At 48.2% G+C, this 16918-nt stretch carries 14 protein-coding genes; 4 read left to right on the top strand and 10 right to left on the bottom strand.

Annotated elements, in window-relative coordinates:
- Positions 1-126 precede the first annotated feature (126 nt).
- From cls (SB724_RS10480) to SB724_RS10470, 3 genes are all read left to right on the top strand, one after another.
- On the top strand, positions 127-1326 hold the full coding sequence (gene cls / locus SB724_RS10480; protein WP_410571042.1) for a cardiolipin synthase: 1200 nt from the start codon (positions 127-129) through the stop codon (positions 1324-1326).
- A 12-nt stretch (positions 1327-1338) separates the two neighbouring features.
- Positions 1339-2301 carry a UV DNA damage repair endonuclease UvsE gene (uvsE, locus tag SB724_RS10475; RefSeq protein WP_410571040.1) on the top strand — a complete coding sequence of 321 codons (963 nt, stop codon included), beginning with the start codon at positions 1339-1341 and terminating at the stop codon, positions 2299-2301.
- A gap of 68 nt (positions 2302-2369) precedes the next feature.
- Positions 2370-2642 carry a hypothetical protein gene (locus tag SB724_RS10470; RefSeq protein WP_003151087.1) on the top strand — a complete coding sequence of 91 codons (273 nt, stop codon included), beginning with the start codon at positions 2370-2372 and terminating at the stop codon, positions 2640-2642.
- Positions 2643-2708: 66 nt separating this feature from the next.
- Here the strand turns inward: SB724_RS10470 and SB724_RS10465 are convergent, their stop codons facing one another.
- The 8 genes from SB724_RS10465 to SB724_RS10430 form a co-directional block, all read right to left on the bottom strand.
- Positions 2709-4436 (bottom strand): ABC transporter ATP-binding protein, encoded by a 1728-nt coding sequence (locus SB724_RS10465; protein WP_410571038.1) that lies wholly within the window; start codon positions 4434-4436, stop codon positions 2709-2711.
- An 80-nt stretch (positions 4437-4516) separates the two neighbouring features.
- Positions 4517-6019, bottom strand: a complete 1503-nt coding sequence (gene cls / locus SB724_RS10460) for a cardiolipin synthase (protein ID WP_410571036.1) — start codon at positions 6017-6019, stop codon at positions 4517-4519.
- A 95-nt stretch (positions 6020-6114) separates the two neighbouring features.
- Positions 6115-6744 (bottom strand): YitT family protein, encoded by a 630-nt coding sequence (locus SB724_RS10455; protein ID WP_032875913.1) that lies wholly within the window; start codon positions 6742-6744, stop codon positions 6115-6117.
- A gap of 139 nt (positions 6745-6883) precedes the next feature.
- Positions 6884-7555 (bottom strand): respiratory nitrate reductase subunit gamma, encoded by a 672-nt coding sequence (narI, locus tag SB724_RS10450; RefSeq protein ID WP_410571034.1) that lies wholly within the window; start codon positions 7553-7555, stop codon positions 6884-6886.
- Positions 7552-8109 carry a nitrate reductase molybdenum cofactor assembly chaperone gene (narJ, locus tag SB724_RS10445; protein ID WP_088461803.1) on the bottom strand — a complete coding sequence of 186 codons (558 nt, stop codon included), beginning with the start codon at positions 8107-8109 and terminating at the stop codon, positions 7552-7554. Before narJ ends, narI begins: the two co-directional genes overlap by 4 nt.
- Before the next feature lie 25 nt (positions 8110-8134).
- Positions 8135-9598, bottom strand: coding sequence for a nitrate reductase subunit beta (narH, locus tag SB724_RS10440; protein WP_410571031.1), 1464 nt, complete (start codon positions 9596-9598; stop codon positions 8135-8137).
- Positions 9588-13274, bottom strand: a complete 3687-nt coding sequence (locus tag SB724_RS10435) for a nitrate reductase subunit alpha (RefSeq protein ID WP_410571029.1) — start codon at positions 13272-13274, stop codon at positions 9588-9590. The genes narH and SB724_RS10435 overlap by 11 nt, the downstream gene beginning before the upstream one ends.
- A gap of 178 nt (positions 13275-13452) precedes the next feature.
- Positions 13453-13929, bottom strand: a complete 477-nt coding sequence (locus SB724_RS10430; RefSeq protein WP_007407629.1) for a cyclic nucleotide-binding domain-containing protein — start codon at positions 13927-13929, stop codon at positions 13453-13455.
- 142 nt (positions 13930-14071) lie between these two features.
- On the opposite strand from SB724_RS10430, the gene SB724_RS10425 reads away from it, so the two are divergent.
- Positions 14072-14791: a YwiC-like family protein gene (locus tag SB724_RS10425; protein WP_410571027.1), complete on the top strand. Its 720-nt coding sequence runs from the start codon at positions 14072-14074 to the stop codon at positions 14789-14791.
- A gap of 30 nt (positions 14792-14821) precedes the next feature.
- On the opposite strand, the gene fnr is transcribed toward SB724_RS10425, so the two are convergent.
- On the bottom strand, positions 14822-15538 hold the full coding sequence (gene fnr, locus SB724_RS10420) for a fumarate/nitrate reduction transcriptional regulator Fnr (protein WP_007407631.1): 717 nt from the start codon (positions 15536-15538) through the stop codon (positions 14822-14824).
- 97 nt (positions 15539-15635) lie between these two features.
- On the bottom strand, positions 15636-16826 hold the full coding sequence (gene narK, locus SB724_RS10415) for a nitrate transporter NarK (protein ID WP_032875893.1): 1191 nt from the start codon (positions 16824-16826) through the stop codon (positions 15636-15638).
- Positions 16827-16918 lie beyond the last annotated feature (92 nt).

Below are 16918 nucleotides of genomic sequence, written 5' to 3'. Positions count from 1 at the left end.
TTTGTTCTGATACCCCTCTTCATTGTCATATCTTTACTTTATCATAAATAATGAATGAGTGTTCAGTCAATAATTAAATTCACATTCTCAGGGCACACTACGAATACTTCGGAAAGGAGCGTCGGTATGAAGGTCATTTTTGTGTTGCTTGTCATTTTTATCATATTGATCGCACTTATGCTGCTTGATATGCTGCTTGGCCGGGCGGCGTACAAAAAACAGGCGTATGAGCCCGTTTTTGACCCGAAAAAGAGTGATATCACACTCATTCACTGCGGCAGCGAGCTTGTGCGGCAGATGACGGCCGATATCCGCCAAGCCGTCTCTTCTATTCATATGATGTTTTTTATTATGAAGAACGACCAAGTCAGCCATGAGATGTTTGATTTATTGAAAGAAAAGGCCCAAGCCGGCGTCTCCGTATATCTGCTGCTCGATTGGGCGGGCAGCCGCCAAGTGAAAAAGCCTTCCATTCAAACGATGAAAAAAGCCGGCGTTCACGTTCATTTTCTAAATAAACCGGCATTTCCGTTTCTATTTTTCAGGCTGCAAAAACGGAATCACCGGAAAGTGACCGTCATTGACGGCAAAATCGGCTATGTCGGCGGTTTTAATATCGCTGAAGAGTACCTCGGCAAAAAAGCGAAGTTCGGAAACTGGGAGGATTATCACCTGCGGATGACCGGCGAAGGCACGGCGGATCTTCAGACTCTTTTTGTAAGCGATCTGAAACGAAACACCGGAAAAACACCCGGATCACCCGGGGTTTATCCGGCATTATCCGAAGGGAATATCTCTCATAGGACATATGCATCTGACGGTTTTTCGCTTGAATCGCATTATGAAAACTGCATCCGTAAGGCGGAGAAAAAAATCATTATCGGCACGCCTTATTATGTACCGAGCAAAAAGCTTCAGGAAGCGCTTATTTCAGCCTGCCGAAAAGGCGTCAAAGTCATCTTGATCGTTCCGATGAAATCAGACCACCCGCTCGTTCGGGAAACAGCTTTTACCTATTATCCCGAGCTTCTGAAGGCCGGCTGCCTCATCTATCGGTATTATCAAGGCTTTTATCATGTCAAAGCCTTCATTATAGATGACCGCATCAGCATTATCGGCACGCCGAATTTTGATAAACGGAGCCTGTTCTGGAATGAAGAGGTGAATGTCATCATTCATGATGAAGCCTTTACAAAGGAAGTGCTTTCAACCATAAAGCAGGACATCGAAAAATCCGAGCTTCTCACATTAGAAAAAGTGAAACAGCGCTCCGTCAGACAGCTTCCTGCAGAATGGCTGGGAAAGGCCATATCTTACTTTTTATAAAGGAGAAACCATATGCTGTTCAGATTCGGATTCGTCGCAAACGCCATGTGCCTTTGGGACGCGTCCCCCGCAAAAACCTTAACATATGCGCGCTATACCAAGCTTTCCCGCAGTGAGCGGAAAGACGCCCTGCTTTCTGTGACGAAAGCCAATCTCACCAATACGCTGCGCACGATCCACTATGTGATCGGCCACGGCATCCCGCTGTACAGGTTCTCAAGCTCGATTGTGCCGCTCGCCACCCATCCGGACGTGCTGTGGGATTTTGTTACGCCGTTTCGCCAGGAGTTTCGTGAGATCGGCGGGCTGGTCAGAAAATATGACCTCAGAACGAGCTTTCATCCGAACCAATTCACGCTTTTTACAAGCCCGAAACAGGAGATTACCGCAAATGCGGTCAAGGATATGGCCTATCATTATGACATGCTGGACGCAATGGGCATCGCGGACCGTTCCGTCATCAACATCCATGTCGGAGGCGCTTACGGTGACAAACAAAGCGCCCTTGGCCGTTTCCGCGTGAATCTGAAAGAACTTCCCGATGTCATCAAACAGCGGATGACTTTAGAAAACGATGATAAAACATATACGTCCGAGGAAACACTCAGTATATGTGAGCAAGAAGGCATTCCGTTTGTGTTTGATTATCACCATTTTTACGCCAATCCGACCGATGACGCTGATTTAGATGACATTCTTCCGCGGATGATCAAAACATGGCAGCGGATCGGCTTAAAGCCGAAGGTCCATCTCTCCTCGCCAAAATCGGAATCAGCCGTACGCAGTCATGCGGACTATGTGGATGCGAATTTTATTCTGCCGGTGCTGGAGCGGTTCAGACAATGGGATACGGACATCGACTTTATGATTGAGGCAAAAGAGAAAGACCGGGCGCTGCTCCGGATCGTCGAAGAATTAAGCGCCATCCGCGGAGTCAAACGCCTGGCGGGCGGAGTGCTGAGGTGGAAGGCATAACCAGGTTTATCACCCGTTTATATGGGGAATTTCCGAAATAACAGACCATCAGACGGAGGAGAAAACATATGAAAAACATTACATCTTTGAAAATAGCCGCTAAGAAGTTCACTTTACGAAACATGCTTCAGCTTTATCAGCTTTGCCACACGGGAGGCCACGAGCTGTATATCTACTCTAAAAAAACGATGTGCAAAATCAAAGATATCATTGAGCTGGAAACGTTCAGAATGGCCCATAAAGAACAAGAATATTTAATTGTAGTGGAAGGAAAGAAAGCGGTGCAGCTTGTTGACCGTTTCAAACATATCATCGAACCTGCGCAAAAAGAAGCCCATTAAATACGGACTACATAAAAAAAGGATAGACAGGAGGCTGCCCGGCCCCTTTTGTCTATCCTTTTTCTTTTATTGATGTATCAGCTCGCCGAATTGGGCCTGATGGAGTCTCTGGTACATGCCGCCGGATGCCAGCAGTTCCTTATGATGACCTTGTTCAGCAATGCCTTCTTTCGTGACGACGACGATCCGGTCCGCATCCTTAATCGTAGCCAGCCGATGGGCGATCACAAGCGTTGTGCGTCCTTCAGACAGCTCTTGCAGCGATTTTTGAATGGCGGCTTCCGTTTCTGTATCGAGGGCTGATGTAGCCTCGTCTAAAATTAAGATCGACGGGTTTTTCAAAAACATTCTGGCGATGGAAAGCCGCTGCTTCTGCCCGCCTGACAGTTTCACCCCGCGCTCGCCGATCACCGTGTTTAAACCGTCGGGATACCCGTTTACCAAGTCCTCTAAATGCGCCTGGCGGACGGCCTGCCAGATTTCTTCCTCAGACGCGTCGAGCCGCCCGTAAGCAATGTTTTCCCGCAATGTGCCGGAAAACAGAAAGACATCCTGCTGGACGACGCCGATTTGTCCGCGCAGAGATGACAGCGTCATGTCCTTAATATCGATACCGTCAATGGAAATCACGCCTTCAGACGGCTCATAAAAGCGCGGCAGCAGACTTGTCAGCGTTGATTTTCCCGCTCCCGAAGGCCCGACGAATGCGACTGTTTCCCCGGCATGAATGGACAAATTGATTCCCGACAGAACCGGACTGTTTTCTTCGTAACCGAATGACACACGATCATAACGGATATTCCCTTTTAAACCGGACACATGTCTCGCGTTCGGGGCGTCCTTGATATCAGGCTCCGTTTCCAGTATTTCTATAAAGCTTTTAAAACCGGCAATGCCTCTCGGATACATCTCAATAATCGCGTTGATTTTATCAATCGGACGGAACAGAACGTTCGTCAGCAGCACAAAAGCGACGAATTCCCCGTAAGATAACGATCCGCGGATCACGAACCATGTCCCGCACAACAGGACGAACAGCGTGACGAATCTTGTCAGCATGTAACTGATCGAGCCGTTTTTCGCCATGATTTTATATGACGTCAGCTTTGTTTTGCGGAAACGCTGATTGTTCACGTCAAACCGCTGCGTTTCAAACGCTTCATTGCTGAAAGCCTGAACAAGACGGATGCCGCCGATATTGTTTTCAACCCTCGCGCTGAAGTCCCCGACGTCTTTGTTCAGTTTTGTAAACGCAGAAGTCATTTTTTTATTAAAATACAAAGCAAGCCAAATGACGACCGGCATAATGATAAAAGTCAACAGCGCAAGCTGCCAGTTAATAAACAGCATCACACCGAACGCGCCCAAAATCGTCATAATCGCGATAAACAGGTCTTCAGGCCCGTGGTGGGCGGTTTCTCCGATATACATCAAATCATTGGTGAGCTTGGACATTAAACTGCCCGTTTTGTTGTTATCGTAAAATTTGAACGAAAGCTTTTGCAGATGGTCGAAAAGCTTTTTCCGCATATCGGTTTCAATGTTAATGCCGAGCATATGGCCCCAATACGTCACAACATACTGAAGCGCCGAGCTGAGGGCGTAGACCCCGAATAAAGCCGCCGAAGTCAAAATAATCAGACTCCAATCCCGCCCCGGGAGCAATTTATCGATAAAGTAATTGACAATCAGAGGAAAACTCAGCTCCATCAATCCGCCGGCGATGGCAGAAAAGAAGTCGAGAAAAAACAGCTTTTTGTACGGTTTATAATAAGAAAAAAATTGTCGCAGCACGATTCCGTCCTCCTTGTGCCTCGTTCTTAATGATAATATTTCTCAATTATACTATACACAAGGAGTTTTAAAAGCGTTTTTTATAAAACGCCGGAAAATAACCGTGCGAAGGATTCCTTCGTTCTTTCCCATAATGTGCGCTTATAGAAACGGACGGGGCTGATTTTTTCAGACTCCTTCATATCCTCCAGATAATGCGCTTCAAGATCTTTGATCGCCTCTTGATCTGTAAAAAAGACATTGACTTCAAAGTTCAGCTGAAAGCTTCTCATGTCCGTATTCGCTGTCCCGACAGAGGCGAGGTTTCCGTCAGTGATGAGCACCTTTTGATGCATAAAGCCTTTTTGATAAGAATAGACTTCGATTCCTTCGCGAAGAAGCTCGGGGAAATACGATCTCGTCGCATACTGGGTTAAAAACCCGTCATTGGTTTCCGGCACCATGACACGCACCCGGACGCCTCTGGCAGCAGCCTCCTTTAGCGCTGTGCGAATCGGCTCATTCGGCACGAAATAAGGCGTCGCGATCCATACAGACGATTCGGCCGCCGCTATCATGGCATAATACAGATCGCTCATCCGCTCCTTCATATCGGGCCCTGTCGGAACGACTTGATAGACGCCGCCGCTTTCTGCAGCAACCGGGCGGGTGTATGCTTTCTGATCAATCAGCACCTCATCCGAAACGTATTCCCAATCAAGCATAAAAATGCTGTGGAGCGTCTGAACGATTTCTCCTTCGACTTTCATATGTGTGTCCCGCCAAAAGCCGACATCTTGGTCTTTGCCGATATACTCCTTGCCGACATTCAGCCCGCCGACAAAACCGACTTTCCCGTCAACGATGACGATCTTGCGGTGATTTCTGAAATTGAATTTTTGGTTGAAAAAACCGTATTTCAGCGGCAGAAACGGTACGATGTTCACGCCCGCGCGTTTCAGTTTTTTAATATCTTTTCCGGCCAGCTTCAGGCTGCCGGCCGCGTCGAACAAAAACCGCACTTCCACGCCTTGACGCGCCTTTTCCATCATAATGTCCATCATCTTGTGCCCGAGCATGTCTGATTTGAACATGTAATACTCAATATGTATAAATGACGCGGCCTCCCGGAGCGCCTCAAACAGCTCCGGAAATGTTTCGCCCCCGTTTTTGAGCACCTTCAGCCTGCTTTTTGTATTGATATTCATATGGGACGCCTTGATTGAATATTGAAAGAAACGCTTCTGATTTCCTTTCAGCCCGGTCAGATCAGGAGTTTGTTCCATATCAAATATCGTTCTCAGCTTTTCCCGGTTGTATGTCCGTTTCGACCTGAACAGCTTGCCTTTTTCATAAAGCTGGCCGGAAAAAAGGTAAAATAAGTACCCGGCGATCGGAAAAAACACAAGAATATGAATCCATAACAGCGTGTGCTGCGAGGTGCGGTTTTCAAGAATTAACGAATAGATGCTGAACAAAATAATGCTTGCATAGCAAAGCACCCCTCCGTAAAACTCAAGCCTGGAAACCGGAAAAAACCATATGACATATGCTCCGATAAGCATCATATATAAAAAGCAAAATTCCAGTCTCCTTTTCAGCATCCCGACTCTCCCCCATCTGATCCGATATCTCTGTATACCCTCTGTTTTCCGGCTTGTAAACATATGAAAAAGCCTCTCCGCACGAGCGGAAAGGCTTATGATGAAGCTTCCTGTGATTGGCCGGGTGTGATGTTCTGAAGCAATGCCGGATTGAGCGAGCAGCTGCCTTTGATTTTATTTTTGAAGATGCCGATGATCAGACCGGTGACTGCTATCGACACTAAGGAGAAGAGCCCTTTCAGCAATCCGACGGAAAAAATACCGGCCAGCACGACGCCAAAATCGAAGAGGAAATTAACGGCACCCGGATTCCATCCGCAGCGCTTTTGCAGAAATAAAGCGAGGATATTGGCGCCGCCGAGCGATGCCTGATGATAAAACATGAGCGACAAGCCCAACCCGATCAGCGCCCCGCCGCAAATCGCCCCGGCAAGCGGTGAAACAGAGACCGGCGGCAGCCAGTGATCCGCGCCGGTAAACAGAGTCAGCACTGTGACTGCAAAAACGGTGGATAGAGTGAATTTGATTCCCATTCTGATGAGAGAAAATATATAAAACGGGATATTGATCAGAAAGAAGATAATCGCAAACGAGGAATGAAACACGTATGACAGGCTTAGTGACAGTCCCGCTGTGCCGCCGGTTAATACATGAGAATGTCTGAGTGTCAGGACGCCGGCGCTTGTCATCAGACAGGCGGCTAAAATGAGGAAAATCCGCTTCATTCTTCACTCTCCTTTCGTTGATGTTATTTCCAAATAAAACATAACAGGAATCCCCGCCGCCCAGCCATTACCTTGGCAGAAAATATCTTATGTTTTTATTTTTTCACCATAAAAAATCCCCCTTTTGCAGGGGGGATTTTTACGTGCGTTTCCGATAGACAACATAGCTGCGGGCCAAATACTTGAGGGGCAGGCTGAACACGTGAACCAATCTTGTAAACGGCCAGAGGATAAAAACGACGTACCCTATGATGATATGAAACTTAAACCATAGCGGGACACTTTCCATCAAAGAAGCGTCAGGGCGGAACAAAACAATTTCCCTGAACCACGGCCCGACTGTTGCCCTGTAATCAAATCCTTTCGAGTCAATGTTGAGGAACGTGGCCGCAACGCCCGACAGCATCATGAACAGCAGCAGAATAAGCGTCAGGATATCCGATGGCGAGCTGGTTTTGCGGATTCTTTTGTCAAACAGCCTTCTGTACGTCAGGATGACAAGTCCGGTACATGCCGCGATCCCCGCCGGCAGGCCTGCGCCGATCGCTATTTTGTGATACATATGCTCGGAAATGCCAAGAGAAGCATACACGCCTTCCGGGATCAAAATTCCCATGACATGTCCGCCGACAACGCATAGTAAGCCCCAGTGAAAAAGTGTGCTGCCAGCGGCGAGTTTTTTCTTTTCTAACAGCTCGCTTGATTTCGCCGTCCAGCCGAATTGGTCATGCTGATAGCGGTAAATATGCCCGCCGATAAAGATCGTCAATACAATGTATGGCATAACGCCCCACAGGATCTGCCCGCTCATGCCTGAACAGCCCCTTCTTCAATGCTTTCACGCACACCGATGTTTTCCAGCGCGGCCTGCAGCACGTGCAGCAGCTCAGCATAGATGCTGTCATTTTTTTCGAGGCGGGAAGCCAGCTCTCTCACATTGGACAGGTATTTCTCAAACACGCTTCTCGCCGCTTCAATCTCCGCAACCGCGGCGAATTCCAGCATCAGCGGCAGGTAATCTGGCAGTTCTTTATCTGTCGGCAGGAAACCGGATTGCTGGTAGGTGTTTTTTAAATGCAGCAATTCGATGCCGCGTTCCCTCTGCTCGCCTGAGTTAAAGTAGGTGACGTACATATTCGTTTTTTTTCCGAAATCGAACGTATACACATAGTGTTCAATCAGCGCTTGCGGAGAAAAGCCGGCTGCCGCCTCTAAAAAGTGCAGCAATTTCTCCCGGATTTGCTGATTGGTGATGTCATGGATAAGAGCCTTCCAATCGGGAAGCCCGGCTCTCCACTCTTCATCCGGATATGAGAGAAGAACGGAAAGAGCGGAGAACGTCATTTGCCGGTCTGTGGTGTTCATGTTATTACACCTCATTTATGAAAAATTAGAAACAAGAGCCCGGGCCGCCTGAAAATGATAAGCCGCAGCTCCCTTGTTCAGCATATAAATCTGATACTTCTTCTCGATGGCTGCTCGGTATCACAAAGCGGTCATCATATTTGGCGATCGCAAGCAGCCGATACATATCTTCAATTTGCTGTTCTGTTAAGCCGACACTGGAGATCAGTTCCGGATCGATTGATTTATTCGTCTGCACCGCCCTCATATACTGGCGCATGACAGACATTTTCTTTAACGTTGACCGAATATGATCCGTATCACCGGCCGTTAACAGCTGCGCCAAATAGTCAATCGGAATTCTCATTTGGTCGATAGCCGGAAAAATCGCTTCCGCCGTTTGCCGGCTGCCTTTTCCTTCAAAGAGATTCATAATCGGGCTCAGCGGCGGAATGTACCACACCATCGGCAGCGTGCGGTACTCAGGGTGAAGCGGAAGCGCAATCTTCCAGTCGATGATCATTTTATAGATCGGCGATTGCTGCGCAGCCTCTATCCATTCAGCCGGGATGCCTTGTTCTTTTGCCAGTTTGGCAATCTCAGGATCATTCGGATCAAGAAAAACGTCCAGTTGGGATTGGTAGAGATCCTTTTCATTTTCAACGGAGGCCGCTTCCTCCACTTTGTCCGCGTCATACAGCATGACGCCGAGATAGCGGATTCTGCCCACACACGTTTCAGAGCAAATAGTCGGCAGCCCCGCCTCCAAACGCGGAAAGCAGAGTGTGCATTTTTCCGCTTTGTTCGTTTGCCAGTTAAAATAGACTTTTTTATAAGGACAGGATGAGACGCAATATCTCCATGAACGGCATGCGTTTTGATCAACAAGCACAATGCCGTCCTCCTCACGTTTGTACATAGCGCCGGACGGGCAGGAGGACACGCACGCCGGATTGATGCAGTGTTCGCAAATACGCGGCAGATACATCATAAAGACTTCATCGAATTCCGTTTTAATGGATTCCTCCATTTTTTGAACGTTTGGATCTTCAAGACCCGTAATATGCCCGCCCGCGAGATCATCCTCCCAGTTCGGGCCCCATTCGATATTCATGAAATCCCCCGTCAAGGACGATTTCGGCCGTGCCACCGGCTGGTGTTTTTTCTGCGGGCTGTTTGTTAATGTTTCATAATCATAGTTCCAAGGTTCATAGTAGTCATCAATCGTCGGCTGGTTCGGGTTATAGAAAAGGCCTGCAAGCCGATTCGTTTTCGGGCCTGATTTCAGTTCAAGCTTTCCTTTTTTCAACGTCCAGCCGCCTTTATATTTGTCCTGGTCCTCCCATTGCTTCGGGTAGCCGATGCCAGGCTTTGTTTCTACATTATTGAAGTACATATATTCCGCACCGGAACGGTTTGTCCACGTGTTTTTGCAGGTGACGCTGCACGTGTGGCAGCCGATGCATTTATCCAAGTTCATGACCATCCCGATTTGCGCTTTAATCTTCAAGCCAATCGACCTCCTTCAGCTTGCGGATGACGACATTCAGATCGCGCTGATTCCCCGTCGGACCGTAATAGTTAAAGCCGTAGCTGAGCTGGGCATAGCCCCCGATCATCTGGGTCGGCTTGACGTGAATCCTTGTCGGGCTGTTATGGGTGCCTCCGCGGTTATTCGTCAGTTTTGTGCCGGGCACGTTGATGTGGCGGTCCTGGGCATGGTGCATAAACGCCATTCCTTTAGGAATCCGGTGAGACAAAACCGCTCTCGCGACGACAACACCGTTTCGGTTGAAGCATTCAATCCAATCGTTGTCTTTGATATCCGTATCCGCAGCATCATCTTTATTCATCCACACGGTCGGCCCGCCGCGGAACAGCGTCAGCATCGGCAGAGAATCAAAATACATGCTGTGGACGGACCATTTATTATGCGGCGTCAAATAATTAAGAACGATCTCTTTGCCCTCTTGATCAGGCCGCTTGCTTAGGAACGGACGGTGCTGGAGGATCGGTTTAAATGTCGCCATCGTTTCACCGAATTCCATCATCAGTTCATGATCGACATAATAGGATTGTCTGCCTGTCATCGTCCGCCACGGAATTAATTTTTCCACATTCGTCGTAAACGGCGAATACCTGCGCCCTCCTTTTTCTGAGCCGGTAAAGGCCGGAGAGGTGATGACCGTTTTCGGCTGGGCTGTAATTTGCTCGAACGTAAAGCATTCTTCCTCGCGCTCTTCCGCCAGGTCTTTCAGCTTCAGGTTTGTGATGTTTTCAAGTGATTCCCATGCTTTCACGGCGACTTTTCCATTGGAGGTGGACGACAGGGTTAAAATCGCTTCCGCCGCCTGCTTCGCTTCACTTATATTCGGGCATCCTTTGGCAACGCTGTTTGAATCGGTTTCTCCCAGTCTCTGTTTGAGTGATTCATATTCATCCGCAATCGACCAGCTCATCCCTTTTGTTCCGCTCGGTTTTAAAGCCGTATGAGGGCCGAGCGCGGTCATTTTATGAAAAATGTGTTTGTAATCCCGTTCAACGACATGGATGTTCGGCATCGTTTTTCCCGGAATGGCTTCACATTCACCCTTGCTCCAGTCATTGATTTTGCCGAACGGCTGGGCCAATTCCTGCATCGTGTCGTGGAGGAGCGGCGTGGCGACTACCTCTTTCACCGGCTCCATATCGACTTCTTCCGCCAGATCGGAAACGGCTTTTGACAGCGCCTTGAAAATATCCCAGTCTGACTTCGATTCCCACGGCGCCGAGATGGCCGGAGCAAATGGATGAATAAACGGATGCATATCCGTGCTGCTGAGATCGTGTTTTTCATACCATGTCGCCGCCGGCAGCACGATATCGGAATACAGCGCCGTACCCGCCATTCGAAAATCGAGATTGATTAACAAGTCGAGCTTTCCTTCCGGTGCCTGCTCCCGCCATTTGATTTCTTCAGGGCGAATGCTGTCGCTGTCGTCATTCATCAAACCGTTCGTCGTCCCCAGCAGATGCTTAAGAAAGTATTCATGCCCTTTTCCTGAGCTTGAGATCAGATTGGCCCGCCATACGAAGAGATTCCTCGGGAAATTCACTTCATTGTCTGGGTCTTCAATCGCGAATTTCAGTTTTTTCTCTTGAAGCCGTGAGGCCACGTACGCACCTACGTCTTCAGGTGTCGCCGCCCCCGCCTTCTCAGCTTCTTTGTACAGATCAATGCCGTTTTGATTGAATGTTGGGTAAGACGGAAGCCACCCTAATCGCGCCGCCAGCACATTGTAATCGGCGTGATGCTTGTAGCGGGATGAAGAAGCGATCGGTGAAGCCAAGTCACTGATCGGCTGGTCTTCATAACGCCACTGGTCTGTCGCAAAGTAGAAAAACGAGGTGCCGTTTTGCAGTTTAGGCACGCCTTCCCAGTCCTTTGCGGTTGCAATCGTCTGCCACCCTTCAGCGGGACGGAGCTTTTCCTGCCCCACGTAATGGGCCCAGCCTCCGCCGTTTACGCCTTGGGCGCCTACGAGTAAAACAAGATTTAACACCGCGCGGTAAATCGTGTCGGAGTTGAACCAATGGTTAATGCCGGCCCCTACGATAATCATGGACCGGCCGTCTGTATCGATCGCATTTTGGGCAAACTCCCTGGCAATCTGTATAACGGCTTCTCTTTTAATTCCCGTGATCTGTTCCTGCCAGGCAGGTGTGAACGGACGGGGATCATCATAAGATGCGGCTGATTGTCCGCCGATGCCCCGGTTCACGCCGTAGTTGGCCAATATCAAGTCAAACACGGTCGTGACGTACGTCTCCTCACCATTCAGATCCAATTTTTTAATAGGAAGATTCCGCTCAAGCACTTTGTTTCCGTCATTTGAAAAATACGGAATGCGCACCATGCCGATTTCGTCCTCTATTCCGAGCACGGAGAGGCGGGGCTTAATCTGTTCCCCGGTGTCTTCGTCGATCATGTGCAGATTCCATTTCTGCTGCCCGTCCCAGCGGGAGCCCATTGTTCCTTGCGGTATGGCAAACGCACCTGTCTGTTCATTCCAGACCGCCGGCTTCCACTGATCATTTTTTGTCTGCCGCCCGATGTCTTTTGCATGCAGAAACCGCCCGGCTGTATACACGCCGTTCTCTTTTGACAGAGTGACGAAGAATGGAAAATCGGTGTATTGCTTCGCGTACTCAATAAAACGTTCCGTTTCTTGGTTCACGTAAAATTCCTGCAAAATGACGTGACCCATCGCCATCGCAAGCGCCCCGTCAGTCCCCTGGCGGATACTCAGCCAGTCATCCGCAAACTTTGAGGATTCCGCAAAATCCGGGCTGATTGAAATGACCTTGGCGCCTTTATAGCGGGCTTCCGCCAGAAAATGCGCATCAGGCGTTCTCGTTAACGGAACGTTGGAGCCCCATGTGATGATATAGCCTGAATTGTACCAATCACTGCTCTCCGGAACGTCCGTCTGGTCGCCCCAAATTTGCGGGGACGCCGGCGGAAGATCCGCATACCAGTCATAAAAACTGAGCATTGGGCCGCCGATTAACGACATGAATCGCGAACCTGATGCGTGGCTGATCATGGACATCGCCGGGATCGGAGAAAAACCGACATTCCGGTCAGGCCCGTATTTCATCACTGTATACAGCAGAGAGGCTGAAATCAGCTTCAGCACCTCCGGCCATTCTGCGCGGACAAAGCCGCCTTTCCCCCTTGCCTGTTTATAGGACTTCGCTTTTTCAGGGTTTTCGACGATCGATTTCCAGGCATCCAGCGGATTTTGATGCGTCTGCAATGCTTCCCGCCACAAATTGATCAGCACACCGCGCACATATGGATATTTCACACGGAGCGGGCTGTAGATGTACCAAGAAAAACTGGCCCCCCGCGGACAGCCTCTCGGTTCGAAATCAGGCATATCCGGGCCTGTTGATGGATAATTCAAGTTTTGTCCTTCCCACGTGACAATTCCGTTTTTCACATAAATATTCCAGCTGCAAGAACCGGTGCAGTTGACGCCGTGGGTGGAGCGAACGACTTTGTCGTACTGCCATCTGTTTCTATATACATTCTCCCAATCACGATCTTCGCTTGTCGTTTGGCTATGGTTATTTGAATGATGTTCGATAGGAGAAAAATAGTTTAATCTCCTGAGCAACGGACTCATTTTCTTTTTCTTCATGATCGTTCACTCCTTCCGAGTCAGGTGATGCTATGTACACTATAAACAGAGACGGCGCATCACCTTGTGAACTATGTCACACACTCTGCTTTTTTCACAAAACGTTCACACAGAGCAGCAGGAAGGATTTTCAAACGATATGAGGACGCCCGGCGTCGTCAAAAAAAACCGGTTCTGTTTAAGAACCGGGTTCGGCGTTTTCATCCCGTGATGTGTGCAGATATCGCAAAAACAACTGATAGGAACAGAAGACATTTTGCTGAAGCATCGCCAAAAAGTTCATTTGCAGCCGCGGATGGTAAGACATCATTTGCTTAAATACGGAATATGGAATATGGAGTACTAGAATATCCGGTGAGGCATTGACTGAGATAAAAGGCGATAAAGAGAGCCCGCCTTTTTCATCAATCGGAAACACATCGCCTTTTTCCCACAGCGCAACGGTTTGCGACCCTTCAGGGAGTCTGCTGTCCGTAAAACGGATATTGCCTTTTAATACAATATAAACGGATTGTGAATGAAGAAAGGATGGAGATTGGTCAGATGAGCCGCGGATAAACGTCCCGTTTTTCAGCAAGGTTTCGACAATGGACAGAGGCACTTCATTAAACATAGGAAGTTGTTTCAGAAATAATAAATAGTCACACTGATTCATAGGAAAGCCTCCTGTGCTAAGGATAGCTTTAGTGTAGCCCGATTGAGCCCGCGCGGCAGTGATGTATTTCACAGCTTGTATGATAAAAGTCACTTATCAGGAGAGTGTTTGCACTTATAATGAAATAAAAAGGAGGGTTTCGATGAAGGCGATGATTCCGAAGCAGCACGGCGCATGGGCGATGCTGCTGATTCCATTTTTACTCGGCATGGTCAAGGGATGCCCGGTTTTCTGGCATATTCCGCTCTTTTTGGGCTGGCTGTTCCTTTACTTGACGGTTTATCCCGTTTCGCTCGCTTTGAAAAAGAAACAGCTTCAGCCCTATCAAAAGTGGATATGGTATTACGGTTTTCCGGCCTGCTGCTTTTTGATCATTTCTGTCTTTCATAAGCCGCAGCTCGTCTGGATCGGCGTTTTTTTATTGCCGCTGTTTCTCATACATACGCATTATGCCCGCCGAAAAAACGAACGGGCGCTCACGAATAATATTGCAGGTGTTCTGTTCTTTTGTTCAGGCGGGCTTGCGAGCTGCTGGCTGGGAACGGGAACCCTTGACGGCTGGGCTTGGTTTCTATTCTTGCAATCCGCTTTATTTTTTGTCGGGAGTTCTTTTTATGTGAAATCGGTCATACGGGAGAGAAAAAACAGAACCTTTGCATACTGGTCGTGGGGATATCACCTCTTGCTCCCCTTTTTATCGGCTCTTCTCGGGGCAGGCTGGGCGTTTCTCGCTTTTATCCCAAGCAGTCTGCGGGCCTGGTTTTTTCACGGAAGAGACTGGCCGGTGAAAACGATCGGCATTCTGGAAATCGTAAATGCCGGCTTCTTTCTTGCCGTCATGTGCCTGTTTATCACAAGGTGAAAAAACAAGGACAGCGCTGTCCTTGTTTTTTCAGTCAATATTGCAGATCTCAAGCGGACAATTTTCACACTCGATCTCGCATCGTAAATAGTCCCGCTTGTGCAAAATAATTTTTCCGGTTTCGTCTATCGAAATAACCCCTTGTTTGCGGAGGTCTCCCAGCATGCGGTTGACGCTCTCCCTTGCCGCCGCGCAAAACTTAGCCAAATCCTGATTTGTCAGCACAATGTTAATCAGAATCCCGTCACTTCGTTCCACCCCGTAGCTGTTTGATAAGCGGATAAGGGTGGAATAGAGCGCCCCCTTTTTGCCGTGAAGAAGCAGGTCCCTGATCTTGGACTGGATTTTTCGAAGATGGGTGCTCATCCATTTCATAAATTCAAACGTCAAAACACCGTTTTGGATCAATTCCTTTTCCAGCTTGTTTTTATTAATGACGAGCACCTCGCCATCCTCTAACACTTTCGCACTGAGCATATATCTCGGCTCATCTGTGAATAGCGTCAATTCCCCGACAATATCGTTTTTTTGGCAGATTCTAAGCGTCAGGTCTTTTCCGTCAGACGTCAGCTTGCCGATTTCAATGAGTCCTGATTGAATCAGATAAAGCTCTTTTGCATCCATTCCTTCTTGAAACAAATACGTGTGTTTTTTCATTTTCCTTTTCGTACTGATCGATTCCAGCAATTCATGCAGTTCGCGGGAAAGAAGTTCTTTATCAGATTTTCGGACAGAGAGAATATTCATGAGCTCACCTCGAAGAAAGTCACGTTGCGTATGTATATTGTAACGTGACCTGATTTGCACTCACCCAGAAAAAACTAACAATCTTGTGAATGGATCATTATGAATTGAGGCTCTGACTGTTTCTCTCCGTATGTGTTTTCATTTTTTCCTGCCAATACATCCAGATCACAAGAACAAAGCTGGCTAACGCGACCTCCGAAAGCGCCATAAACCCGATCGCGTATTGGCCTGTTGCCTGAAATACACTTGCCAGAATCAGCGGAGGGAAAAAACCGCCCAGTCCGCCCATAGCTGACACAATACCGTTGGCAATCCCCGCTTGCTTCGAAAAGTAGAAAGGCACCAGTTTAAATACAGTCCCGTTTCCAATCCCTGAGCAGACTGCCACCGTCAACGATCCAAACGCATAAAGGCCGATCGTCGGGGAGAATGACAGCATGACGCCTGACAGCGTAAGCCCTGCGAAAACGAACATCAGAATGCGGAGCGGACTCAGTTTATCTGCAAGAAATCCTCCCACAGGCCTGAGCAGCGTAGAGACCGCAATAAATCCGGCCGTCCGCAGACCGGCGTCCGCAGGGCTCAGCCCAAAATGCTCAACCAAAAAATTCGGAAGATAGATGGTAAAGGCGACAAAGGCGCCGAACGTAATAAAATAAAACAGGCTCAACATCCACAGCACATGATTTCGGTAAACGGCTTTCATTTGTGTCTTTATGGAAACTTTGACTTTCTTCTCATGCCGGTCGCCGAACAAAACATGCAGTAATGCGAAAACAGCCAGCAAAACAAGATACATCTGCACGGTTGCTTTCCATCCCGCGGCTTGAGCGATAACCGGCGCCGCAAAGGTAGTAACGGCGGTCCCGATGTTTCCGGCACCGTAAATCCCATTGACGACACCGTGCTTTTCTTTCGGATAATATTTCGGGAGGGACGTCACTCCGATGGAGAATACCGCTCCCCCGATCCCTAAGAAAAAGCCGCCCGCGATTAAATCAAACAAAGAATCCGCGATACTGATCCAAAATACAGGAAACAAAAGCAGGATGAAGCTGATCATAAACATCAGCCGCGCGCCATACCTGTTCGTTAAATATCCTAAAGGAATACGGAGAAGCGATCCGAGAATAACGGGAATCGCCGTCACCAATGAAATCTCGCCTTTGCTTAAATGAATATCTGATGTCATTTGAGAAATGAGCGATGAAATCAGCACCCACACCATAAACCCTGCCACTAAGCTTAATGACTGCAACGATAATTGAATATGTTGACGATTGATCATTCGGCTTGCCCCTTTCACTGATTCAATATCAGTCTTATCATACAAAAACTCAGTGTGCGGGATTGTGAATTACATCACACGCTTTATATACA

This window comes from Bacillus sp. SIMBA_031 (assembly GCF_046535225.1).
In the GTDB taxonomy this organism is placed as follows: domain Bacteria; phylum Bacillota; class Bacilli; order Bacillales; family Bacillaceae; genus Bacillus; species Bacillus velezensis.
This window is presented reverse-complemented; position numbering and strand designations above follow the sequence as displayed.